This window comes from Brachybacterium zhongshanense, from assembly GCF_055385755.1.
In genome coordinates this window covers 2,638,721-2,661,039 of record NZ_AP043790.1, presented here as the reverse complement: position 1 = coordinate 2,661,039, position 22,319 = coordinate 2,638,721, and the positions used below count along the sequence as shown (strand labels likewise).

22 protein-coding genes are annotated in these 22,319 nt (G+C 71.5%); 15 read left to right on the top strand and 7 right to left on the bottom strand.

Going from position 1 to position 22,319, the window contains the following annotated elements:
• Positions 1-30 precede the first annotated feature (30 nt).
• From ACZ5AJ_RS11925 to ACZ5AJ_RS11905, 5 genes are all read right to left on the bottom strand, one after another.
• Positions 31-1,023, bottom strand: a complete 993-nt coding sequence (locus ACZ5AJ_RS11925) for a glycoside hydrolase family 130 protein (RefSeq protein WP_464134908.1) — start codon at positions 1,021-1,023, stop codon at positions 31-33.
• 155 nt (positions 1,024-1,178) lie between these two features.
• Positions 1,179-2,099, bottom strand: coding sequence for a carbohydrate ABC transporter permease (locus tag ACZ5AJ_RS11920; protein ID WP_464134905.1), 921 nt, complete (start codon positions 2,097-2,099; stop codon positions 1,179-1,181).
• Between the two features lies 1 nt (position 2,100).
• Positions 2,101-3,030 (bottom strand): carbohydrate ABC transporter permease, encoded by a 930-nt coding sequence (locus ACZ5AJ_RS11915; RefSeq protein WP_464134902.1) that lies wholly within the window; start codon positions 3,028-3,030, stop codon positions 2,101-2,103.
• A gap of 2 nt (positions 3,031-3,032) precedes the next feature.
• Complete coding sequence (locus ACZ5AJ_RS11910) at positions 3,033-4,328, bottom strand: extracellular solute-binding protein (RefSeq protein WP_464134899.1); 1,296 nt, start codon at positions 4,326-4,328, stop codon at positions 3,033-3,035.
• Between the two features lie 56 nt (positions 4,329-4,384).
• On the bottom strand, positions 4,385-5,419 hold the full coding sequence (locus ACZ5AJ_RS11905; protein ID WP_464134897.1) for a LacI family DNA-binding transcriptional regulator: 1,035 nt from the start codon (positions 5,417-5,419) through the stop codon (positions 4,385-4,387).
• A gap of 328 nt (positions 5,420-5,747) precedes the next feature.
• On the opposite strand from ACZ5AJ_RS11905, the gene ACZ5AJ_RS11900 reads away from it, so the two are divergent.
• The 8 genes from ACZ5AJ_RS11900 to ACZ5AJ_RS11865 all read left to right on the top strand — a co-directional run bounded on the left by ACZ5AJ_RS11900 (position 5,748) and on the right by ACZ5AJ_RS11865 (position 14,998).
• Positions 5,748-6,818, top strand: coding sequence for a LacI family DNA-binding transcriptional regulator (locus ACZ5AJ_RS11900; protein WP_464134892.1), 1,071 nt, complete (start codon positions 5,748-5,750; stop codon positions 6,816-6,818).
• A 262-nt stretch (positions 6,819-7,080) separates the two neighbouring features.
• A complete protein-coding gene (locus ACZ5AJ_RS11895) occupies positions 7,081-8,598 on the top strand; it encodes an ABC transporter substrate-binding protein (RefSeq protein WP_464134888.1) in 1,518 nt (505 codons plus the stop codon).
• On the top strand, positions 8,595-9,704 hold the full coding sequence (locus tag ACZ5AJ_RS11890) for an ABC transporter permease (RefSeq protein WP_464134885.1): 1,110 nt from the start codon (positions 8,595-8,597) through the stop codon (positions 9,702-9,704). Before ACZ5AJ_RS11895 ends, ACZ5AJ_RS11890 begins: the two co-directional genes overlap by 4 nt.
• Positions 9,701-10,585 (top strand): ABC transporter permease, encoded by an 885-nt coding sequence (locus ACZ5AJ_RS11885; protein ID WP_464134880.1) that lies wholly within the window; start codon positions 9,701-9,703, stop codon positions 10,583-10,585. Before ACZ5AJ_RS11890 ends, ACZ5AJ_RS11885 begins: the two co-directional genes overlap by 4 nt.
• Positions 10,582-11,382, top strand: coding sequence for an ATP-binding cassette domain-containing protein (locus tag ACZ5AJ_RS11880; protein WP_464134877.1), 801 nt, complete (start codon positions 10,582-10,584; stop codon positions 11,380-11,382). The genes ACZ5AJ_RS11885 and ACZ5AJ_RS11880 overlap by 4 nt, the downstream gene beginning before the upstream one ends.
• Positions 11,379-12,239 carry an ABC transporter ATP-binding protein gene (locus ACZ5AJ_RS11875; protein ID WP_464134874.1) on the top strand — a complete coding sequence of 287 codons (861 nt, stop codon included), beginning with the start codon at positions 11,379-11,381 and terminating at the stop codon, positions 12,237-12,239. Before ACZ5AJ_RS11880 ends, ACZ5AJ_RS11875 begins: the two co-directional genes overlap by 4 nt.
• 117 nt (positions 12,240-12,356) lie before the next feature.
• Positions 12,357-13,922 (top strand): hypothetical protein, encoded by a 1,566-nt coding sequence (locus tag ACZ5AJ_RS11870; RefSeq protein ID WP_464134872.1) that lies wholly within the window; start codon positions 12,357-12,359, stop codon positions 13,920-13,922.
• Between the two features lie 95 nt (positions 13,923-14,017).
• Positions 14,018-14,998 carry a PfkB family carbohydrate kinase gene (locus ACZ5AJ_RS11865; protein WP_464134869.1) on the top strand — a complete coding sequence of 327 codons (981 nt, stop codon included), beginning with the start codon at positions 14,018-14,020 and terminating at the stop codon, positions 14,996-14,998.
• A gap of 43 nt (positions 14,999-15,041) precedes the next feature.
• On the opposite strand, the gene ACZ5AJ_RS11860 is transcribed toward ACZ5AJ_RS11865, so the two are convergent.
• Positions 15,042-15,608: an ATP-binding protein gene (locus ACZ5AJ_RS11860; RefSeq protein WP_464134867.1), complete on the bottom strand. Its 567-nt coding sequence runs from the start codon at positions 15,606-15,608 to the stop codon at positions 15,042-15,044.
• A gap of 35 nt (positions 15,609-15,643) precedes the next feature.
• Here ACZ5AJ_RS11860 and ACZ5AJ_RS11855 point away from each other — a divergent pair, with 35 nt between their 5' ends.
• The 4 genes from ACZ5AJ_RS11855 to ACZ5AJ_RS11840 all read left to right on the top strand — a co-directional run bounded on the left by ACZ5AJ_RS11855 (position 15,644) and on the right by ACZ5AJ_RS11840 (position 18,103).
• Positions 15,644-15,823 (top strand): hypothetical protein, encoded by a 180-nt coding sequence (locus ACZ5AJ_RS11855; RefSeq protein WP_464134863.1) that lies wholly within the window; start codon positions 15,644-15,646, stop codon positions 15,821-15,823.
• Between the two features lie 221 nt (positions 15,824-16,044).
• On the top strand, positions 16,045-16,359 hold the full coding sequence (locus ACZ5AJ_RS11850; RefSeq protein ID WP_464134861.1) for a hypothetical protein: 315 nt from the start codon (positions 16,045-16,047) through the stop codon (positions 16,357-16,359).
• Between the two features lie 248 nt (positions 16,360-16,607).
• Positions 16,608-17,318, top strand: a complete 711-nt coding sequence (locus ACZ5AJ_RS11845) for a winged helix-turn-helix domain-containing protein (RefSeq protein WP_464134857.1) — start codon at positions 16,608-16,610, stop codon at positions 17,316-17,318.
• Between the two features lie 20 nt (positions 17,319-17,338).
• Complete coding sequence (locus ACZ5AJ_RS11840) at positions 17,339-18,103, top strand: nucleotidyltransferase family protein (RefSeq protein ID WP_464134855.1); 765 nt, start codon at positions 17,339-17,341, stop codon at positions 18,101-18,103.
• On the opposite strand, the gene ACZ5AJ_RS11835 is transcribed toward ACZ5AJ_RS11840, so the two are convergent.
• Positions 18,104-18,745, bottom strand: coding sequence for a YoaK family protein (locus tag ACZ5AJ_RS11835; protein ID WP_464134852.1), 642 nt, complete (start codon positions 18,743-18,745; stop codon positions 18,104-18,106).
• 259 nt (positions 18,746-19,004) lie between these two features.
• Here ACZ5AJ_RS11835 and ACZ5AJ_RS11830 point away from each other — a divergent pair, with 259 nt between their 5' ends.
• From ACZ5AJ_RS11830 to uraD, 3 genes are read left to right on the top strand one after another with little or no spacing between them, the layout of a single operon-like run.
• A complete protein-coding gene (locus ACZ5AJ_RS11830; protein WP_464134847.1) occupies positions 19,005-20,096 on the top strand; it encodes an acetamidase/formamidase family protein in 1,092 nt (363 codons plus the stop codon).
• On the top strand, positions 20,093-21,703 hold the full coding sequence (locus ACZ5AJ_RS11825; protein ID WP_464134844.1) for an amidase: 1,611 nt from the start codon (positions 20,093-20,095) through the stop codon (positions 21,701-21,703). Before ACZ5AJ_RS11830 ends, ACZ5AJ_RS11825 begins: the two co-directional genes overlap by 4 nt.
• Positions 21,700-22,203 (top strand): 2-oxo-4-hydroxy-4-carboxy-5-ureidoimidazoline decarboxylase, encoded by a 504-nt coding sequence (gene uraD / locus ACZ5AJ_RS11820; RefSeq protein WP_464134841.1) that lies wholly within the window; start codon positions 21,700-21,702, stop codon positions 22,201-22,203. Before ACZ5AJ_RS11825 ends, uraD begins: the two co-directional genes overlap by 4 nt.
• Positions 22,204-22,319 lie beyond the last annotated feature (116 nt).

The window sequence follows — 22,319 nt, the reverse complement described above, 5'->3', positions numbered from 1 at the left end:
GGCCGTGCCAGGGACCGTGACCGGTCTGGGTCACCCGTCGGCGCTCAGACCCACCCCGTAGCCGTGCGCCGGATCGTGCACGGCGACGGCGAGCGTGGTGTCGGACTGGCCGTAGTAGGCGAACCACTTCCCCTGGAACTTCACGAGCCCCTCGACGAAGGTCACGTTCGAGACCAGGCCGTGGGTGTCCTCGTAGGTCTGCGGGCGCAGCCACGGCTCCTGCAGACGCGCGAGGACCCTGGTGGGCTCCGCGGGGTCGATCGCGATCTGTCCGCAGCGGTAGTCGACCTCGACCGAGCCGTCGGGGTGCACCGTGCGGGTGGCGCCGTTGGTCAGCATCACCAGCAGGCCGTCGTCGGTCAGGACGGGGGAGGTCCCGATCTCCACGAGCGACTCGTCGAAGGAGCCGGGAGTCGGGGAGTGCATCGGCTCCTCGTCGCTGGTCCCGGGCGTCCAGTGGATCAGGTCGTCGCTGGTCGCCCAGTAGATCGCGCCCTCGCCGAAGTACATCCACCACTTCCCCTGCAGCTGGCGCGGGACGATCACTCCCGCCTTCGACCAGGTGCGGTCGCGCGAGTTCGTGGTCCTGAAGGTGTCGAAGTCCTCGAACAGGGGACCGTGCTTCGTCCAGGTGCGCAGATCCGTCGAGGTGGCCAGGCACAGCTGCGCGCTGTACCGGTCCCACCCGGTGTACGTGAGGTAGTAGGTGCCGTCGATGAACGCGATGCGAGGGTCCTCGCAGCCGTACCGCTCGTAGTCGTGCTCGGGCGAGAGGATCGGGGCGTCCTCGCGCTCGAAGCGGAAGCCGTCGTCGGAGAAGGCGATGCCGATGTGGGAGACGATGTCCTCCGCATGGGCCCGATAGAGGAGGACGACCTGGTCGTCGACCACGAGGGCGGCCGGGTTGTACAGGTTCGCGGACTCCCAGGAGTCGCCCCTCGGGCGCAGGATCGGGTTGTTCTCATACGGGGTGAAGGGGCCGAGCGGGAACGAGGCTCCGCCGAACAGGGACACGGTGGACATGCTTCTCCTCAGGTGCTGGTGCGTTTGTCGGGTCGGGTCGATGGTCGGGACAACGACGGGGACGGGAGCCCCCGGGACGGTTCTGGTCGGGCGGTCAGGGCCGGGCGGTGTGGGTCGGACAGCGGGGGCGGGCGGGTGCTCTGGTCGTGCCGTCGTCAGCCCTTGATGCCGGAGCTGATGTCCGAGGCGCGGAAGTACCTCTGGAAGAGCACGAACAGCAGCACCACGGGGAAGGCGAGGGTCGCGGCACCTGCGAGGATCGCGCCGTTGGGGTTCGACGCCGTCTGTGCGACGTTGGTGATGTAGTTCGCGAGCGCCACGGCGAGCGGCTGGAGATCGGCCTGCTTGGTGATCAGGAACGGCCACAGGAACTCGTTCCACGGCCCGATGAACGTGATCAGCGCGACCGTCGCGATGGCCGGCTTCACGAGCGGGACGGCGATGGAGGACAGGATCCTCAGTTCGGAGGCACCGTCGATCCGGGCGGCCTCGAACAGGGACTCCGGCAGGGACAGGAAGAACTGGCGGAAGATGAACACGGCGGTGGTGTTGATCAGGAACGGCAGGATCATCCCGAGATAGGTGTCGCCGAGCCCGTAGGTGCGGGTGATCTGCACGTACAGCGGGATCATCAGCAGCTGGAAGGGGATCGCCTGGACGCCGAGCATGATCGCGAACAGGGCACCGCGACCGCGCCAGTGCAGGCGCGAGAGGGCGTATCCGGCGAGCAGTCCGAACGTCAGCGTCCCGGCGAGGACGCCGAGCGTGAAGATGAGCGAGTTCAGCAGCGAGCGCGCGAGGTCGAGGCGGGCGTTGATGTCGATGAAGTTCTGGAGCGTCCAGCCGCCCGTGGGGACGAGGTCCGACGGCGAGCTGGTGGGGTTCTCCTGGAATGCGCCGACGGCCATGAACCAGAAGGGGAACACGAAGGCGAGCGCGAAGACCGCCAGGACGACGTACAGGGCGATCGACGGGCCGCGCCCCCGGTGACTCCGCCCGCGGCCGGAAGCGGGTGGCGCGATGTCGTGCTCAGCAGTGCCGGCGTGATCCGCGGAGCCGGTGGGATCGGTGGACATCTCAGCTCTCCCTTCCTGTGCGTGCGGCGAGCATCGACAGCACACCGATCCCGATCACCAGGATCACGCCGATGGCGGAGGCGACGTCCGGGTTCGTCTGCTGAATGCCCTTCTGGTAGATAAGGAGGACGGGGGTGGCGGAGGCGCCGTCGGGTCCGCCGCCGTTGGTCAGCAGATACGGTTCCGTGAACAGATTGGCACCGGTGATGATCGCTAGGATCAGCACGAGCGCCGTCACCGAGCGCACGCCGGGGACCGTCACGTTGCGGAACCTCTGGAGCGCGCCAGCTCCGTCCGTGGACGCTGACTCGTAGAGCTCCTTCGGGATGTTCTGCAGCGCGGCGAGGTACAGCAGGATGTAGAACCCCAGCTGCTTCCACGTGACGTAGAGAGCGATCGACGGCATCGCCAGGGAGCTGTTGACCAGCCATGACGGGTCAGGGGCGAGCGGGCCGAGGATCATGTTGACCAGACCGTCGGAGGAGAACAGCAGCATCCACACACCGATCAGCGAGACGCTCGCCGTGACGTAGGGGATGTAGAACGCGACCCGGAACACGGAGGCGAAGCGCACCACCCGGTTGAGCACGGATGCGAGCACGAGGGAGAGCACAGCGGTCAGCGGGACGTTGATCACCAGGAAGATCGCGATGTTCAGGAACGACCTGCGCACCTGCGGGTCCGTGAGCGCGGTGGCGTAGTTCTCCAGGCCGACGAAGGGGTGCTCGACGACCGCCGTGGGGGCGGTGAAGAAGTAGTCGTGGAAGGAGATCCAGACCGCCTGGATCAGCGGCCACGCCATCACCGCGATGAGGAACAGGACATAGGGCAGCACCAGCAGCAGCCCGATGGGCTGCGCGCCGAGCCGTCCCCCCAGCGGGAGGTGTGAGCGGGGCGCGGATGCGGAGCGCGCTCGGGGCGAGGCGGTCATGGTCAGCCCTGCACGAGCTGGTCGATGGCGTCGGCCGCGTCCTGCAGCGCGGTCTCCACGTCCTCCTTCGCGAAGATGACGGAGGAGGAGAACGCGTCGCGGAACGTCTGCCACACCTCGACCGAGTTGGGCACGTTGGGCACGTCGACCACGCGCTCGGCCTGCGAGGCGAAGGCCTCGTAGTCCGGGTTCGCTTCGAAGTAGTCGGCGAATGCGTCGACGAGGCCGGTGCGCAGCGGCATCTGTCCGGTCGCCTCGAGGAAGGCTCCGTCCTGCTCCTCGGACGTGGCGAACTTCAGGAAGTCCCAGGCGGTGGCCTGGTTCTGGGACGTGGTGAACATCGAGACGTTCTTGGAGTCCGCGAAGGTCTTCACGGTCTCCGGGTCAGAGCCCTCGGCGGTGGGCACCGCCATGAACCCGAGCGGGAAGGCGTCCTTGTACGAGCTGATGGCCCAGGGACCTGCGAGCTGCATCGCGGTCTCCCCTGTCGACATGGCGTCGTCGGTCGACGCCTCCTTCGGCGCGAGCCCGTCCGCGTAGATCTGTGCCCACAGGTCCGCGACCGCGAACCCGTCGTCGGACGCGAAGGTCGAGGCTCCGTCCTCGACCAGCTGACGGCCGTCGGACTGTGCGATGTACAGCGGATAGAAGTCGAACCAGGGCTGGTAGAACTCGCTCGTCGGGGAAGGCCAGATCGCTGCCTTCGTGGCACCCGAGTCGATGATCTTCCGGCAGCCCTCGAGGAAGGACTCATGGGAGCTCATCCCCGGGTCGTCGGGGTCGAGGCCAGCCTTCTCGAACAGATCCTTGTTGTACATGACCATGACGGGATTCGACTTCCACGGCAGCAGGTAGTAGCTGCCGCTCTCGTCGGCGTACCCCTGGGCGACCTCCGCGCCGGTGCGCTCCTCGATATAGGAGGCGCCGTCGTCGAAGCTGCTGAGGTCGACCAGACCACCCTGCTGCACCCAGCCGGGCGCCGCGGCCGTGGAGATGTTGAAGATCAGGTCGGGAGTGGTTCCGGCGGTGATCGCCGCGGTGATGGCCTCCTCGGAGCTCTGGCCGGCGGGGATCTCCTGCGCGGTCACCTCCTCGTCGGGATGCTCGGCGTTCCACGCCTCGACCACGGCCTCGCCCCAGGCGATCTCCTGCTCGTTGTTGGACAGCCAGATGGAGATGGGGCCGCGGGACGTCTGGGCGTCACCGGACCCGCCCCCGCCGTTCCCGCAGGCTGTGAGGGCGGCGAGGAGGGGTGCGGCGGCCGTTCCCGCGGCGAAGGTGCGTCGATCGATGCTCATCATTGAACTCCTGTCGGTGCTGCGCGCTGCAGTGCGCGCATGGGCGGATTCTTGGATCACGAACGGGGAGGGGAAGAGATGCTGCCTCGGTGAACGGCGGTGGTGGTCATCTCCACGGCCCGCGCAGGCGCCCCGGCGATCGCGTCGAGGAGCTCGCCGACGGCGGTCGCCCCGTGCTCGACCGCGCCGGTGCTCACCGTGGACAGCCCGGGGGAGAGGTGGGCGGACAGCTCGCTGTCGTCGAAGCCGGAGACCGAGAGGTCCTCGGGGACCCGGAGTCCGCGGCTGCGGGCGAGGGAGAGGCCGGAGATGGCCATCATGTCGTTGGCATAGACGATCCCGGTGGGCGGCGCCTCCAGATCGAGCAGCCGCGCGGTGGCGTCACGGCCCGAGGAGGCGGTGAAGTCCGCCTCGACCACGAGCGATCCGTCCAGGTCGCGGTCTCTCATCGCGGCGCGGAAGGCCTCGGCGCGGATGCGGCCGTGGACATACCTGGACGGTCCTGCGACGTGCGCGATCCGGGTGTGACCGGCGTCGACCATCCGATCCACGAGCTCGCGGATCGCCGGTGCGTCGTCGGAGTAGACCGTCGGCAGACCCGCCGTCTCCGTCGCCGACGGGGCGCGGGCGCTGAGCACGACGGCGGGCAGTCCCAGATCCTGCACGAGCGCGAAGCGGGGGTCGTCGACCTGGACGTCCAGCAGGATCACGCCGTCGGCCCGCCCGGCGGCGAGCCGCTCGTACACCTGGCGCTCCGCGGTCTGCGTGGTCACGGCATGGAGCATCAGCCCCATGTCGTGCTCCGCGAGCACGCGCTCGCAGCCCGAGATGAACTTCGCGAAGAACGCGTCGGTGGCGAGGACCTCGGGATCGCGGGCGACGACGAGGCCGACGGCCCCTGTGCGCGAGGTCGCGAGCGCCCGCGCCCGATGGCTCGCGGTCCACTGGAGCTCCTCGGCCGCGGCGAAGATCCGCTGGCGCGTCTCCTCCGAGACGGGGCGCTTGCCCGAGTACGCGAGGGAGACGGTGCCCTTGGAGACGCCGGCCCGGCGCGCGACGTCGCCGATCGTGGGCCTGCGGGGTGAGGACATCCCGTCCCTCCTCTCCTGCAGATGCGACCGGGGAGCGATGCTCCGCCATAGAAGTGCAAACCGGTTTGACGCGACATGATTAAACCGGTTTGCCCGTGGTCTGTCAAGTGAGCTTCTCGCGCCCTCGGGGAGGGCGGCTTCGTCTCGATGGCCACGCTCACCCGGGTCGCCTTCGTCATCGATGTCTGCGCGGACCTGGCCGTGCTGGTGCTCCGCATGGCGCGGATGCGCGCCCTGCGCAGGACCTCCTGAGTGCGGTCTGAGATCATCGTCGTCGGCGCCCGGTGCGCCGATCCGACCTCGACGGCCCGGCGGAAGGCGACTCACCATGGCAGAGAGCGGCGGCGGACCGTCCGCCCAGCGCAGGCGCGTGACGATCAAGGACGTGGCGGCCGAGGCGGGGGTCTCCTTCAAGACCGTCTCGAACGTCCTCAACAGCACGGGCAGCATGCGGGAGGAGACGCGTGAGCGCGTCCTGAAGGCGATGCGCGACCTCGGCTTCTCGGTGAACGCCTCGGCGCGCTCCCTGAAGACCGGTTCGTCGGGGCTGATCGGCCTGGCGATCTTCGGGTTCTCCCAGCCGTTCGCCCCGCATCTGTCGCAGCATGTCATCCGCGAGGCCCGCAGCCACGGCTACAACGTCATCATCGACACCTATCCGGACCCTGCCACGGGGTTCGCCAAGACCATCGGAGAGATGAACCTGCTGCCCGCCGACGGGTGGATCTACTTCGCCTCGTCCCCGACCGCCGCGCTGCACGAGGGGGTCAGCCAGCATCTGCCCTACGTCGTCGCCGGCGACTGGCTCGTCCATGACCGCGCGGACCTCGTGACCGTCCCCAACGTCGACGCGGTGCGGGTGACGACCGGCCGCCTGCTCGATCGCGGGCATCGCCGGATCGCGATGATCGGCGGACCGCCCGAGGGGATGCTGACCCTCCCGAAGCTCCGCTCCGCCGTCGAGGGGACCGGGGAGCTCCGCGCCAAGGGCTACGCGCAGGCGCACACGGACCGCGGCGCCGAGATCCCCTGGGATCTGCTGCTCCCCGTCGCGGACCTCACCTATGAGGAGGGCGTGATCGGTGCGCGTCGGCTCCTGGAGCTGTCTGCGCGGCCCGACGCCATCCTCTGCCTCAACGATGCGATCGCGCTGGGCGCGCTGCACGAGCTGAGCCGGCAAGGCATCCGGATCCCCGAGGACGTCGCCGTCGTCGGCTTCGACAACGTGCCCGAGTCCGCCTACTCCAATCCTGGTCTCAGCACGATCGATCCCGATCTCGACGACTATGCGCGCGCCGCCGTCAGCATGCTGGTCGAGCGCATCGGCGGCTATTCGGGTCCGGCGCGCAGCTACACCACCGACTTCCGGCTCGTCGAACGGGAATCCGCGAGCTTCTGAGCGGCCCCGGAGGGAGGGCCGACGGCGGGACGACGCATGTCACGCCGTCGCGGTGCGCACGGCCGCTTGTGCACGCCCTAAGCTTGTCTTGGCACTGATCCTCGACGTGTCCCCGTCGCGCCGCACAGGCGGCATGGCCCCGATGGCACCGCTCCTGCCGCGATGCGCTCGGCACCGCCTCCCCGGAGCTGTCCCCGCGACATCGAGCTCACGAGATCACCGCGCCGGACTCCCTTCCGCCCTCGTCGTCTGGAACCCCGCTATGACCTCCTTCCCCCGGATCCCCATGAACCGTCGCACCCTGCTGCTGAGCGCCGGCCCGCTGGCCGCCCTGACGCTGGCCGCCTGCACCGGCGGCGACGGCGACGGAGGCTCCTCGGCCGACGAGATCGTCATCGGCACTACCAACGAGCCGACGAGCATGCAGCGCAACATCGGAGGATCGTCCGGCATCTCGGAGACGACCTCCCGCAACGTGTACGAGGGGCTCACGGCGGTGGACGAGTCCGGCGAGGTGATCGATGTGCTCGCGGAGTCCATCGAGGTCTCCGACGACGGACTGACCGTGACGATCACCCTGCGCGACGGGGTGACCTTCCACGACGGCTCGCCCCTGACCGCGGCGGACGCCGCCTGGTCGATCGAGCAGGCCATCGCCCCGGAGTCCAAGTCCGCTCGGGCCTCGGACCTGCGCGTGATCACCGGGATCGATGCGGCCGACGACTCCACGCTGGTGCTGACGCTCGATCACCGCAGCGCCTCCCTGCGCTTCTTCCTGGCCTCGGTCACCATCGTGCGCGACGGCGACACCGAGAACACGTCCGACAACGGCACCGGCCCCTACCGTCTGGAGGAGTGGGTGCAGGGCGATCACCTCACCCTCGTGCGCAACGACGACTACTGGGGCGAGGCCGCGAAGAACCCCGGGGTCACCTTCCGCTTCTTCGCCGACGAGACCGCGATGAACAACGCCCTGCTCACGGGCGAGCTCGACCTCGTGATCCAGCAGCAGAGCCCCGACCAGCTCTCCCAGTTCGAGGACGAGTCGCAGTACACGATCACGGAGGGCGACTCCATCCAGAAGTGGGTGTGGACCTTCAACAACCAGGTCGAGCCGTTCACCGATGTGCGCGTGCGCCAGGCGCTGTACACGGCGATCGACCGCGAGGCCATCCTGCGCGCCGCCTGGGGCGACATGGGCACCGTCATCGGCTCGATGCCGCCGGTCTCCGAGCCCTGGTACGACGCGTCGTTCGCGGAGATCCACGCCTACGATCCGGACGCGGCGACCGCGCTGCTGGAGGAGGCCGGGCAGAGCGGCCTCAGCTTCGCGCTGACCTATGTGGCCGGCTCCACGGAGGAGATCATCGTGCAGCAGATCGCCTCGAACCTCGAGGCGATCGGGGTGAGCGTCGAGCTCGACGCGATCGACGACTCCACCTGGTACGAGCGGGTCTACACCGAGAAGCAGTACGAGACCACGCTCATGAACCACAACAACCCGCGCGACGTGCTGTGGTACGCGAACCCGGACTTCTACTGGCAGTACGACAACGCCGAGGTGCAGGCGCTCGCCGTCTCCGCCGAGGAGGCCGCCTCCGAGGACGAGCAGACGGAGGACATCCGCGCGCTGTCCGCGATCCTCGCCGAGGAGGCGCCCTCGGCATGGCTGTTCCTCACCCCGCAGATCCGCATCGCCGCCGCCGGTGTCACCGGGTTCTCGCCCGACAAGAACGCCGAGCCCTTCTACGTGGCGAACATCGTGCGCGAGGACGCGTGAGCCCCGCCCCGACCGGCCCCGCGACCGGTCCTGTGACCGGACCCGGGGCCGGTCCCGCGGGAACGGCCGCGGAGGCCGACGCGGTGTCCGGGGAGATGCCGTCGGCGGTGCTGGCGCGCGGTGCCGGGCGGGCGACGGGAACGCTCGAGTTCCTGCTGACCCGCGTGCTGCTGCCGCTCGTGGCGCTCTGGCTGACCTCCGTCATCGTGTTCCTCGTGCTCCGTGTGCTGCCCGGCGACCCGGCCGGCGCCCTGCTGGGCGCCGGCACCACCGACGAGCAGCTCGAGCAGCTGCGCAGCGAGCTCGGCACCGACCAGCCGCTCCCGGTCCAGTACGTGCAATGGCTCGGGGAGTTCCTCACCGGCACCACCACGAGCTTCGTCTCCGGCACGAGCTTCGGCGAGCTGATCGCGCGCCGGCTGACGATCACGGTGCCGCTGTCGGTCTCGGCCTTCGTGCTGTCCGTGCTGATCTCGTTCCCCCTGGGCACCCTCGCCGCCGTGCGCCGCCGCTCCCCGCTGGGCCTGGCGGTGTCCGCCCTGTCGCAGATCGGGGTGGCGGTGCCGATCTTCTGGGTGGGCGTGATCCTGATCTGGGTGTTCGCGCTCGAAGCCGGAGAGCTGCCCTCGGGAGGGTTCCCCCGGCAGGGATGGTCCGATCCCGTCGCCGCCGCGCGCGCCCTCGTGCTCCCGGCGGTCACCATCGCGATCGCGATGAGCTCGGTGATGATCCGCTACATCCGCTCGGCCGTGATCGACGTCCTGGACTCGGACCATCTGCGCACCGCCCGATCGCTCGGATATTCGCTGCCGGCGGCGCTGATGCGCCACGGGCTGCGGCACGCCGCCGTGCCGGTCGTCGCGATCCTGGGGATAGAGCTGGCGACGTCCCTGCTGGGCGCCGTGGTCGTGGAGAACGTGTTCGCCCTGCCGGGCCTGGGGACGCTCCTGCTCAGCTCGGTCACCGCGCGGGACCTGCCGATCGTGCAGAACCTCGTGGTGCTGCTGACGGCGGTGGTGCTGCTGACCAACACGCTCGTGGACCTGCTGCAGCGGGCGATCGATCCGCGGCTCCGGTCCGCCCGGGCGAGAGGGGGACGCGGATGAGCGCCGCCCCCGCATCGGTCCGGACCGACGGGCGCCGCTCCGACGGACCGCGCGAGCGCGCCCGCGGGCCCGTATCGGCCTCCCTCGTCGTCGGAGCAGTGCTCGTCGGCCTCACCGCGCTGCTGGCGCTGCTGTCCGTCCTCTGGACGCCGTACTCCCTGGGGGAGGTCGGCTCCGGGGAGCGTCTGGCGGGGCCGTCGGCCGACTTCTGGCTCGGCACCGACCGGCTGGGCCGCGACGTGCTCACCCAGTTCATGGCCGCCGCCCGCTCCGCGCTGCTGGTCGCCGTCAGCTCGGTCGCGATCGCGACGGTGCTCGGGACCGTCGTCGGCGTGGCCGCCGCCGCCTCGTTCCGCGTCGTCGACACGATCCTCGCCTCGCTCATCGACGTGCTCATCGCCTTCCCCACCCTGCTGCTGGCCATGCTCGTGGTCACCGTCCGGGGCGCCTCGCTCAGCTCGGCGATCCTCGCGATCGGCATCGCCGGCTCCGCGGTGATCGCCCGCATCACCCGGGTGAACACCGCGCGGGTGCTGCGCGAGGAGTACGTGACGGCCTCCATCGTCTCCGGCACCGGCTGGGGCGGGATCATCCGTCTCCACCTGATCCCCAACGTCGCCCCCACCCTCATCGTCCAGATGATGCTCCTGGGAGGCAGCGCGATCCTCGCCGAGGCGTCCCTGTCCTATCTCGGTCTCGGCCCGCCGCCGCCCGCGCCCAGCTGGGGGCGGATGCTCCTGGAGGCGCAGTCGACGGTCACCTCCCAGCCGCTCGCGGCGATCGCGCCCGGTCTCGCGATCGCCTGGACCGTGCTCGGCCTGAACCTGCTGGGCGATGGGCTGCGCGAGACCTTCGACCCCGAGCTGAGGAGGGCCCGATGAGCCTGGAGATCGAGGATCTCGAGGTGCGCACGTCCTCCGGGCGGCTGCTGCTGGACGGGGTCGGATGGAGCGTGCCCACCGGCGGCCGGATCGGCGTGATCGGCGAGTCCGGTTCGGGGAAGTCGCTGACCGCGCAGGCGGTCCTGGGGCTCCTGCCCGACGGGATGCGCGCGAGCGGATCGGTGCGGCTCGACGGCGAGGAGCTGCTGGGTCTGCCGGAGAAGTCCCTGCGCGCGATCCGCGGTCGCCGCATCGCCATGGTGTTCCAGGAGCCGTTGACGGCCCTGGATCCCCTGATGAGCGTCGGGAAGCAGATCGAGGGTCCGCTGCGCCTGCACACCCCGCTGCGCGGGGCCGCGGCACGGGAGCGGGTCGTGGAGCTGCTCGACATGGTCGCCCTGCGGGAGCACGAGCGCATCCTGCGCTCCTACCCGTGGGAGCTCTCCGGCGGCCAGCGCCAGCGGGTCGCGCTCGCGATGGCGCTCGCCTGCGAGCCCGAGCTGCTGATCGCCGACGAGCCCACCACCGCCCTCGACGTCACCCTGCAGGACGAGATCCTCGACCTGCTCACCGGTCTCATCGAGCGCACCGGCACGACACTCGTGTTCATCTCCCACGACCTGCCCGTGGTCGCACGTGTCGCCGACGATCTCGTGGTCATGCGCGACGGTCGGGTGATCGAGAGCGGCCCTGCCGACCGTCTGCTGACCGAGCCCTCCAGCGACTACGCCCGGAGCCTCATCACCGCCGCCCGCGCCGTCACCGCGCTGCCCGATCCCGAGGAGGAGGACCGATGAGCACCCTTCCGTCTGACGCCCTTCCGTCCGACGCCGACGCCGACGCCGACGCCGGCTCCGGCGACAGCGCCCACGCCGGTGACAGCGCCCGTGCCGGCGACACGCTGCTGGCCCTGCGCCAGGTGCACAGGACCTTCGGACGCGGGCCGCGCGCGACACCGGTCCTCCACGGCATCGATCTCGAGGTTCGCGCAGGGACGAGCCTCGGGATCGTCGGCGAGTCCGGCGCCGGGAAGTCCACGATCCTCTCCCTGCTGATGGGGCTGTCCTCGCCGACCTCCGGGAGCGTCGAGTTCCGCGGCGCGCCCCTGCAGCGTGCTCGGCCCGGTCGCATGCGCGACTTCCGCAGCGCCGTGCAGCTGGTCTCCCAGGACCCGCGCTCCTCCCTCGACCCGCGGATGACCGTCGGCCGGATCCTGCGCGAGCCCCTGGACTCGCTCCGCATCCCCGGGGACCGCGACGCCCGGGTCGCCGAGCTGCTCGACGCCGTCGGCCTCGAGCCCGAGATGGCGGCGCGCTACCCCGGGGAGTTCTCCGGCGGGCAGCGCCAGCGCATCTCGATCGCTCGGGCGCTCGCCCCGCGCCCGCAGGTGCTCGTCGCCGACGAGCCCGTGAGCGCCCTCGACGTCTCCGTGCGCGCCCAGATCATCGCGCTGCTCGCCCGCCTCAAGTCCGAGATGGGGATGACGCTCGTGATGGTCAGCCACGACATCGCGATCGTCGGGAGGCTGTGCGAGGAGACGGTGATCCTGCACGACGGCAGGATCGTCGAGTTTGGCCCCACGCGCCAGGTGCTCACGGCGCCGCAGGCGCCCTATACGCGCCGGCTGCTCGCCGCGGTCCCCCGTCTTCCCTGAGCGCTGCGGTCCGGGGCCGCCGCTGGGAGCGGTGCCGGGACCGTTGCGGCGGCCGATGCCATGGCCGGCGCCAGGTGCAGCTCCGCACCCCTCCCACGGACCTGCGACCATGGGACCATGCCGAAGAAGAAGCGCCGCGGATCCCCGAAGCCCCGACGCCAGGCGCCGACGCAGGGCGCACCGCTGTCGCCCCGGCGCTCCGAGCGCGAACGATCTCTCCTGCTCACCCAGTTCCACCAGTGGCGCGGGCTGGCGCTCTCCGCGCAGGATGCCGAGGCGGAGACCTCCCTCCTGGAGATGCTCCTCGAGCTGACGGCCTCGCAGCTGGGCAGCCCCGACCCGACGTACTGGGACGAGGAGCTGATCGACGTGCTGCTCACCCAGGTGGTGCCCCGCAAGGTGGTCCAGCCTCGGGAGCAGGCGATGGACATGACGCCCGCGCTGCGCGACTACTTCCTGTTCCTCGCGGACCGCGGTCGCTGGAGCCGCGACAGCATCCCGCTGAGCGATGCGCTGCGGCGGCTCGAGGAGCTCGAGTTCGACGTCGTCGAGGCCGTCGACGATCCCGGTCGCCGCTCGTTCTCGGGCAACATCCTGAGCTACGCACAGGAGCAGGGGCTCGAGCTCGACGATCCCGCGGCGCTCGAGGACTTCATGACCTGGTACAACACCGAGCTCACCGATGCTGAGCGGCATGAGCTCACCGACACCGGCACGCTTCGCGAGCCCGGATCGCCCTTCGTCCCGGGACGGCGGTCATCACGGCCTGCGTCGGGGCCCGCGGGATCCGCGTTCGGCGGAGGACCGGGGCGCGGCTCGGCCTTCTTCCCGGACCCGATGCAGGACGAGATGCAGTATGACGAGGTCGGCTCCGGGGCCGACGACGACCGGCGCGACTGGCCGTGGTTCCTGCCGTCGGACCGGGACCTCTCGCGCCCCGGCTGGGACCCGCAGACGATGCAGGCGCTCGACGATCCGTCCGGCTCCTCGAGGGTGCTCGCGCCGATGCTGCTCGACATGCCCCTCGTGACCAGGGCGATCTCCATGCTCGAGCTGGTGGGCGAGGGCCGACCGGTCACGTCCACCGGTGCCCTCCGGAGGGCCGACGTGCTCGCCCTGCTCGAGCAGTGGGGGATCGAGCCGCCGACGGGCGGGAACCTCTCCCTGTGGGGCGTGCCGGAGATGGAGGGGGTGTGGCGGGTGCTCGTCGGCGGCGGATGGGTCGAGCTCACCTCCACGCGCGCCCGCCTCGGGGACAGCCCGCTGGACGGATGGGACAGGGCTGAGACCGATCCGACGGCCTTCAGACAGTTCGGCATCGGCCTGATCGTGATGCTGGTGGCGGGTCTGCTGCTCGGTGAGGACGGCGCCGGTGAGGACCAGCAGCTGCTGGGAGGATCCGACACCGTCATGGCGCTGCTGCACGCGTCCTGCGCGGAGGGCCTGGTCCTGCCCCGGTCAAGCTCCGTCGTGGAGGAGGACGTCGACGAGGGCGAGGAGGACTGGCACCGGTTCCTGGACGTCCGCGAGGATCTTCTGCGGCTCTCCCGCTATGGCCTTCTGGCGCGCACGGCGTCCGAGGACGGGGTGACCGACTCCTTCGAGGGCGGACCGGCGCTGTGGGCCGCCATGGGAACGGTGCTCCAGATGCTCTCGGAGCAGTACCAGGGCCCGGCCGCATGACCCGGTCCGACGCTCCGCATCCGCCGTCGGGTCCGCATCCGCCGCCGGTTCTGCATGCGCCGTCGGGTCCGCAGCCGAGCGGACGACCCCGGGGCGTGTTCGCCGGTCTCGCCACCCTGGACGTCATCCATCGCATCGATGCGCCCCCGGGGGCGGATGAGAAGGTCACCGCCCGCGCGCAGTTCGTCGCCGCCGGAGGGCCCGCCGCGAACGCGGCCGTCGCCTTCGCCGCGCTCGGAGGCGAGGCGGTCCTGCTGACCGCCCTCGGGAGCGGCACCATCGCCCGGACCATCGCCGACGAGCTCGCCTCCTGCGGCGTCGAGGTCCACGACATGGCGCCTGACCTGCATGATGCTGCTCCGGTCTCCTCCGTGGCGGTGCTCGAGGCGACGGGGGAGCGCTCCGTCGTCGGCGGAGACGCCGCCGGACTCGAGGTCCCCGCACCGGATCCGGAGCAGATCGCCCACGTGCTCGATGGGGCCGACGTCGTCCTCCTCGACGGTCACCATCCTCAGCTCGCGCGCACGGTGCTCGCAGCGGCTCGCACGGCGCGGCTCCCGATCGTCCTCGATGCAGGACGCTGGAAGCCGGTGATGGAGGAGCTCGTCGGCACCGTCACCGATGCGGTCACCTCGCAGGGCTTCCGCCTCCCCGGCACGGGGACCGCCGAGGAGTCCGCGGCGGAGGCTCTGCGCCGGGGCGCACGGGTGGTCGCGACGACCGCCGGGCCCGGCCCGGTGCACTGGTGGGCGGCCGGGGCCGACGGCGGGGCGGCGTCCGACGAGGGGGCGGATGCTGGCGGCTGCGGTGCTCCGGCCGTGAGGAGCGGAGCGGTCACCGTTCCGACGGTGCAGGCCGTGGACACCCTCGGCGCGGGGGACGTCTTCCATGGCGCGTACGCGTATGCGCTCGCCGGAGGGGCCGGGATCGAGAGGCGCCTCGGCATCGCCGCGCAGGCCGCTGCGATCCGCTGCTCGATGGTCGGGCCGCGCAGCTGGCTGGATGCCCTCGCACAGATGGACGTCACCGTGCGCTCCGACGGCCGCGAGCTCATCGAGGACTCGAAGCTGCTCTAAATTTTTTGAGGTAGCTTCGAGCAGCTTCGAGCAGCTTCCCGTGTCACTGCATGAGTGACCAGGTGGCCCGAGGGTCCTTCGACGAGCGGCCGTCCCAGCGGACGATGCCCAGGGCCCGGAGCTCCTCGAGGACCGCGCGCACCCAAGGGCGGGAGCGCCCGGTCGCCTCGACGAGATCGCCGGTGCCGAGAGGTGCGCCGAGCCGTCTGAGCACGGCGAGGATCTCCTCCGCTCCCTGAAGGAGGAGATCCTCCTGCTCAGAGGTCAGCCGGCTCGACGATGTGAGGGTCAGCCGGACGCTGCCGCTGGTCTGGTGGTACTCCGGATCCGCGAGGCCGTCGAGCCGCATCTCCTCGAAGATCCGTCGGATCCCTTCCCCGCGCTCCTGAGTGATCCCGAGGTCGGAGCAGACGCGGGCGATCCGCGGATTGCGCGCGTACCGCGAGATGTCCGGAGGGGTCGTGGGGTCTGCGAGCCCGGGGAAGCGGCCGGGACTCTCGATCTCGATCCGCGACGGGTGGATGCTCACGCGGATGTGGTCGCCTGCCATCGAGTAGCTGCGGTGGACGACGGCGTTGACCAGGCCCTCGAGCCAGGCGTCCCGGGGCACGATCGGGTGATCGACGAAGCGGCCCCCGGCGCCGAGTGCACGCCGCCGAGCCCGTCGACACGTTCGCCGCGGAGATCGCCGACTTCGTGACCTGCCTCGAGACCGGGCGGCGCCCGATCAACACCGAGGAGGAGGGCATCGCCGTGCTCGGCATCATCCTCGCCGCCTACGAGAGCGCCCGGACGGGCGCGGCCGCTGAGGTCATGAGCGTCTGAGGTCATGGGCATCTGACGTCATGAGCGTCTGATGTCCGATCCGTCGGCCGACGACGGGCGTAGCAGGGATTCCGCGGCACCCGTCGTCGGCCGTTCGCCTGCCACTGCGGTCCCTCCGCTGTCCAGGGGATCCCGGTACTGTGCTGAGAGGCCGGTCGCAGCCGCCCGGCCCGGCGCGCATCCGCACTGCGCGCCGATCCTCGACACGTTGGGACTCCACTGTGGAAGACATCGACATCGCCGGGTGCCCTGAGCCGTTCCGGGCCTCGACCGTCGCCGCGCGCCTGCTGCGAGAGCGCCTCGAGAGGGCTCGCGTCGAGCGCGGGGCCGACGAGGCTCTCGCCTACGAGACGCTCATCGGCCAGCGGGTCGCCTTCCTCCTCGAAGGTGGGATGCACAGCATCGACGTGGCGACCATGCGCGCCATCGTCGACTACGTGGAGATCCCCGAGGAGGAGGACACCGCCACGGGGCTGGGGCGCGCCGTGCGCGGCTTCCGCGAGAAGCTCGCCCAGCGCGGCGGGCCCGTGGAGTGAGGGGCGGACCCGCGGTCTGAGCCTCCCGCCCGGGGAGCGAGCAGCCGGCCCGCGGGATGGGTGATGGTCGCGGCGATGCGCGAGCGGCAGCCTCCGCGGTCCGCGATCGTTCGATCGACAGGCGCAACGGTCTCGAATTGGTCTCGACACCTTCCCGACATGTCCCTGACACGGGCGCTGCGGTGAGGTGAGAGCACCTCGGGGTGCTGTTCCTCGCCCCCGTCCCCGACTGCGAAGGTGGTCTCCCGGTGAGCCGTTCCCTGACATCCGCACTGCGAGTCCTGCACATCTCCGCGCCCGCACCGGCGATCCGCCGTCCCGCGCTCGGCGCCCTCGCGATCCTTCCGCACACCGTGCACTACAGCGGCGCCGACATCGCCGAGCTGCAGGATGCGCCCGAGTGCGATGTCGCCGTGTTCGACGCGACCGCGGATCTGACCTGGGCCCCGCACATGGCGACCCGGCTGGAGGCGGCACGGCTGCAGCTGCCCCTGGTCCTCGTGATCCCGGAGTCGGGCCTCGCGGCCGCGAACCAGGAATGGCGCGCAGCGGACTATCTCCTGCCGACCTCCGGACCTGCCGAGGTCGACGCCCGGCTGCGTCTCGCCCTCCGCTTCGCTCCGCAGGACGATCTCGACTCCGCGCTGATCACCGCGGGCGGGCTCGTCATCGACGAGTCGAGCTACACCGCGACCCTCGACGGGATGCCGCTCGAGCTGACCTTCAAGGAGTTCGAGCTGCTGAAGTACCTCGTCCAGCATCCGGGCAGGGTGTTCACCCGCTCCCAGCTGCTGCAGGAGGTCTGGGGCTACGACTACTTCGGCGGCACGCGCACCGTGGACGTGCATGTGCGGCGTCTGCGCGCGAAGCTCGGTGAGGGGATCGACTCCGCGATCCACACGGTGCGCAACGTCGGCTATCGGTTCGACGTGGCGATCTCCGAGCTGAAGAGCGCCTGATCCGGCGCGAGGCCGACGCCATGGCCGACAGCACGGCCGACGCCGCGCCGGAGACGACGGCCGTCCTGCTCGCCGCGGGCGAGGGCCGACGGCTGGGCCGCGGCCCCAAGGCGCTCCTGCTGCTGGACGGGGAGCCGCTCGTCGCGGTCCTCATCCGGCGGCTGCTCGCCGGCGGCTGCCGCGAGGTCGTCGTCGTCACCGGTGCCGGATCCGCGGAGGTCGCGGCCGCTGCTCGCTCGGCCGGCGCCCGCACCGTCCACTGCCCCGAGTGGCGCACCGGCATGGCCGCGTCCCTGCGCGCGGGCGTCGGGGGAGCGGGGGAGTCCCGGCACCTGATGCTGGCGCTCGTCGACCAGCCGGGGCTGTCCGCTCCGCTCGTCGGACGACTGCTCGACGCGCACCGTCCGGGCCGGGTCACCGCCGCCGCCTATCGTCGGCCTGCCGGGGAGCCCGTCGGCCCCGGGGAGCCCGTCGGCCCCGGAGCGCCTGTCGTCCCTTGTGCCCGCGTCAGTCCCGGAGCCCGTGTCGGTCCTGGAGCGCAGGACGGGCTGCGGCGGGGGCATCCGGTGATCCTCGAGCGCGCGGATGCCGCGGCCGCGGCGGCCGGTGCCGTCGGCGACCGCGGAGCCCGCGACTGGCTCGCCCGCCATGCCGACCGGATCGACCTCGTGGACTGCACCGACCTCGACGACGGCGGCGACGTGGATACGGCCGACGATCTCGCCCGGCTCCGATCGGGCGCTGAGCGGGCCTCGGCCCCTCGGCACGGCCCGCCGGCCCGGTGATCAGGCCCGGCAGGACCGGTGCCCGATGAGGGCGACGACGATGCAGATCAGACCGGCCCCGAGCAGGCCCGTGCCCGCATGGAGGCGCAGCAGCAGCGCGCCGACGCCCGCGCCGACGAGCATGATCACGACGGCGAGCAGGCGCCGCGGCCACAGCGTCCCGGACCCGCCCGCGAGCCGCGAGTCCATCGACAGGCCCGTGATCGTCGAGGTGATCACCACGGTCGTCACGTCCTTCACCGCGATCGCGCGGGCCGCGGCCGCCTGCACGCCCATCGCCAGCCCCAGCGTCCCGGTCACCCCGAGCAGCACCGCATGCGGCACCTGCGACCACAGCAGCAGGAGCGTCCCGAGCGCGATGACGGTCAGCCCCACGCCGCCGAAGAGCCCCGTGCTCACCGTGGTCCACTCGCTCGAGCGACCGCCGAGCAGTCGGCCGGCCAGCACCGCGCCGAGCACGAACCCCGCCAGAGCGAGGACCGGGCCCACCACGGGGAGATCGTCGGCCCCGGTGAGCGCCATGCCGAGGATGACGACATTGCCGGTCATGTTCGCCGTGAACACGCGGTCCAGCCCCAGGTACCCGATGGCGTCGACGATCCCGGTCGCGAAGGTGAGCGCGAGCATGAGACGCAGATGCATCTGCTCCGGTCCACCAGCGCTCGGTCCAGCAGAACTCGGACCTTCACCGCTGGGAGCGGCATCCGTCGGGACGGCGCCTGTCGAGTCGGCGCCGGTCGGGGCGGCGGGGTCAGCGGGGGCGGAGGCCGCCGCGGAGGCGGGCACAGGGGTTCCGGTCATGCGACCGGACGCTACTGAGTCGGCGAAACCCGGACGGCACAGGCGTGTAACAAGCACGTAAAAGCACAGGCCTAGGGTGACCGACGACCTGAGGAGGACCATGCGGACGGACATCCTGCGACCGGGCGAGGACCTGCCCGACAGCGCCCCCTATCTCCCGGTGGAGGAGGCCACGAGCATCTGGGGCCGCCTGCCGTGCGCGGCCGACGCCCCTGTGCTGCGCCTCGAGCCCGGGGCGGAGGCCGTGATCGACACCGTCAGCCACGAGGGCATCCTCGAGGACCAGGGCAGGGATCCGCGTCGCTTCTTCGGCACCCACGGCGTCGAACCGGAGCAGGTGCTCCCCGACGCCGTCGCCCTCGCCGCGGGCAGCGCCGACCGGGACCCGGGCCGCGACGGCCCGCACGTGGTGACCGGCCCGGTGCACGTGGCCGGTGCCCGTCCCGGCGACCTGCTGAGGATCACCGTCCTCGCGCATGATCTCCGCGTTCCCTACGGCGTCGTCTCCAACCGGCACGGCCGCGGCGCCCTCCCCGGCGAGCTCCCGCGCGGCGCCGACGCCGTGAGCGTCTTCGCCGGTGTCGAGGAGCGGGACGGGGAGCTGCGGGGGACCATGGCGCCCTCCGCCGGCTCGGAGCGGACGATCCGCTTCCCGCTGCGTCCCTTCCTCGGGATCATGGGCGTCGCGGTGTCCGGGAGCGAGCGTCCGCATTCGGTGCCGCCCGGTCCCCACGGCGGCAACATCGACATCAACCTGCTCGGCGTCGGCTCCTCGCTCTACCTCCCTGTGCAGGTCGACGGTGCGCTCGCGTACGTCGGCGACCCGCACTTCGCCCAGGGCGACGGTGAGGTCGCGCTCACCGCGATGGAGGCGAGCCTGCGCACCCGGCTCCGGTTCGACGTCATCGCCCGCGAGGAGGCGATCACGCAGTTCGGCGAGCTGGTGGGGCCGCTCGCCGAGACCGCCGAGCATCTCGTGCCCACCGGGATGGACGAGGATCTCGACGTGGCCGTGCAGAACTGCGTGCGGGCAGCGATCGCGCTGCTCCAGGCCCGCTGGGGGCTGGACGCCGAGCACGCCTACGCCTATCTCAGCGCCGCCACCGACTTCGACATCTCGCAGGTCGTCGACGTGGTCAAGGGCGTCCACGCCCGCATCCGGATCGAGGACTTCGCAGGGGTCGCACGATGAGCGCTGAGCTGCCGGGCCTGCTCGATGCCTTCTGGGCCTACGAGACCGCCCTCATGGCCGACGACCTCCCCGCGCTCGACGCCCTCTTCGCGCCGGGGCCCGAGACGCTGCGCGGCGATGCCGCCGGCCTGCTCGTCGGCCATGAAGCGATCAGCACGTTCCGCGGAGGGCGCGGGGGCGCCCCGAAGCGGCGCATCGTCTCTCTCGAGGTGCGTGAGCTGGGGGAGGACCACGCCGTGATCGTCGCGACCACCGAGCTCCTGCGCGGCGGGCGCGGACTGCAGACCCAGGTGTGGCGGCGCGGCGAGGACGGCTGGAAGGTCGCCGTCGCCCATGTCGCCGTCTCCCCTCCGGCGTTCGACCGTCGGATCTGGCGCGTCGTCGGCGCACCCCTGGTCCCGGCGCCCCCGGTCCCGTCGGCCCCGGTCCCGTCGGCTGACGACACCGATCTGCGGCCGCTCGCGGGCGAGGGCGTCGCCGTCAAGGACGTGCTCGCCGTGGCCGGCCAGCGGATCGGGGGCGGCAGCCCGGCCCTGCTGGCGGAGGCGCAGATCCAGTCCCGCCACTCCGCCCCGGTCCAGGCGCTGCTCGAGGCGGGGGCATCCGTCGTCGGCATCGCCGCGACCGACGAGCTCGCCTACAGCCTCGCCGGCACGAACACCCACTACGGGACCCCGCCGAACCCTCGTGCTCCGCACCGGATCAGCGGCGGGTCCTCCTCGGGCTCCGCGTCCGCGGTCTCGATGGGGCATGCGAGCATCGGGCTCGGGACCGACACCGGCGGCTCGATCCGTGTGCCCGCCGCCTACCAGGGCCTGTGGGGACTGCGCACCACCCATGGCGCCGTGCCCCGGGAGGGGGTGCTGCCGCTCGCCCCGAGCTTCGACACGGTCGGCCTGCTCACGAGGGAGCCCGGACTCCTCGAGCGCGCCGCCGAGGTGCTCCTGGGGGCATCCGCGACGCCTCCCCTGGAGACGTCGCAGACGGTCCGACGGAGCCTGCGCACCCTGCCGGGACTGCTGGACCTCGTCGACGACGACGTCGCCGCGGCGGTGCGGGATGCGCTGGACCGCTGGTCCGCCGTGATCCCCGTGGTCGAGACCGACCCGATCGACGAGAGCACGCACACCGCCTGGGTGCACTCCTTCCGCACCATCCAGGCGCGCGAGGCGTGGGCCGCGCACGGCGAATGGGTCTCCCGGCACGAGGATGATCTCGCCCCCGACGTCGCCTCCCGCTTCCGCACCGCGCGGACCGTGACCGCGGCCGAGGAGGAGCAGGCCAGGCAGGTCCGTGCCGAGGCGATCAGCGGGGTGGAGCACCGACGGGAGGGCGGCGTGCTCGTGGTGCCGGCCGCCTCCTCGGTCGCCCCTCTGCTGCGGGACGCGACCGCGGGCGGTCCCGTCATCGAGCAGCAGCGCGAGTGGACCATGCGTCTGACCTGCCTCGCCGGTCTGTCGGGCCTGCCGGCCGTGACCATCCCGCTGAGCACCGCCGACGGACTGCCGACCGGTGTCACGCTCCTCGGCCCGGCGGGAGGGGACCTGGAGCTGATCCGTCTCGCGGCGGATCTCGCGACAGCGCTCGAGGGGGCGGACCGGCGATGACGATCCCGAGCACCTTCACCCTCGACACGTTCAACGCGGCCGGGGCGAGCGTCCTCGCGGCCCGGCTGCGGGCCTGCGCACCCATCGACCCGTGGATCCGACGGCTGGTCGACGCCCGCCCGTTCTCCCGCCTCGAGGAGCTCATGGAGCTGGCCTCCCGGAGCGCTCGCGACTGGACGGACGAGGAGGTCCTCGGGGCGCTCGCGCACCATCCGAGGATCGGGGAGCGAGCGAAGGGGCTCAGCGCCGCCGAGACCGCGCACTCCGCCGCCGAGCAGTCCGGGGTCGAGGACGCGGACGCCTGGGTCGAGGCGAACGCGCGCTACGAGGACCGCTTCGGCACCGTCTTCCTCATCCGTGCGGCGGGACGCTCCCAGACCGAGATGCTCGCCGAGCTCGAGCGGCGCCTCCAGCTCGACGACGAGCAGGAGCAGGCGGAACGAGCGGAGCAGCTGCGCCAGATCGCTCTGCTGCGCCTCTCCGCGCTCGTCGTCGGCTGAGCTGTCCGCTCACGGGTGCTGCCGCTCCCGCTCCCGCGCCCGTCGCCAGCAGGGCAGGGCCAGGGGACTGGCCTGCGCGCGGCCGGGCCGTGCTTTCGTCGCAGAGACGATTCGCT

Bases quoted from the DNA above. Each gene is read 5' to 3' on its own strand.
- ACZ5AJ_RS11840 (WP_464134855.1), top strand. From the start codon at position 17,339: ATGGCCGACAGCACGGCCGACGCCGCGCCGGAGACGACGGCCGTCCTG.
- ACZ5AJ_RS11830 (WP_464134847.1), top strand. From the start codon at position 19,005: ATGCGGACGGACATCCTGCGACCGGGCGAGGACCTGCCCGACAGCGCC.
- ACZ5AJ_RS11875 (WP_464134874.1), top strand. From the start codon at position 11,379: ATGAGCACCCTTCCGTCTGACGCCCTTCCGTCCGACGCCGACGCCGAC.
- ACZ5AJ_RS11915 (WP_464134902.1), bottom strand. From the start codon at position 3,030: ATGACCGCCTCGCCCCGAGCGCGCTCCGCATCCGCGCCCCGCTCACAC.
- ACZ5AJ_RS11900 (WP_464134892.1), top strand. From the start codon at position 5,748: ATGGCAGAGAGCGGCGGCGGACCGTCCGCCCAGCGCAGGCGCGTGACG.
- ACZ5AJ_RS11885 (WP_464134880.1), top strand. From the start codon at position 9,701: ATGAGCGCCGCCCCCGCATCGGTCCGGACCGACGGGCGCCGCTCCGAC.
- ACZ5AJ_RS11905 (WP_464134897.1), bottom strand. From the start codon at position 5,419: ATGTCCTCACCCCGCAGGCCCACGATCGGCGACGTCGCGCGCCGGGCC.
- ACZ5AJ_RS11825 (WP_464134844.1), top strand. From the start codon at position 20,093: ATGAGCGCTGAGCTGCCGGGCCTGCTCGATGCCTTCTGGGCCTACGAG.
- ACZ5AJ_RS11835 (WP_464134852.1), bottom strand. From the start codon at position 18,745: ATGCATCTGCGTCTCATGCTCGCGCTCACCTTCGCGACCGGGATCGTC.
- uraD (WP_464134841.1), top strand. From the start codon at position 21,700: ATGACGATCCCGAGCACCTTCACCCTCGACACGTTCAACGCGGCCGGG.
- ACZ5AJ_RS11925 (WP_464134908.1), bottom strand. From the start codon at position 1,023: ATGTCCACCGTGTCCCTGTTCGGCGGAGCCTCGTTCCCGCTCGGCCCC.
- ACZ5AJ_RS11895 (WP_464134888.1), top strand. From the start codon at position 7,081: ATGACCTCCTTCCCCCGGATCCCCATGAACCGTCGCACCCTGCTGCTG.
- ACZ5AJ_RS11880 (WP_464134877.1), top strand. From the start codon at position 10,582: ATGAGCCTGGAGATCGAGGATCTCGAGGTGCGCACGTCCTCCGGGCGG.
- ACZ5AJ_RS11870 (WP_464134872.1), top strand. From the start codon at position 12,357: ATGCCGAAGAAGAAGCGCCGCGGATCCCCGAAGCCCCGACGCCAGGCG.
- ACZ5AJ_RS11920 (WP_464134905.1), bottom strand. From the start codon at position 2,099: ATGTCCACCGATCCCACCGGCTCCGCGGATCACGCCGGCACTGCTGAG.
- ACZ5AJ_RS11910 (WP_464134899.1), bottom strand. From the start codon at position 4,328: ATGAGCATCGATCGACGCACCTTCGCCGCGGGAACGGCCGCCGCACCC.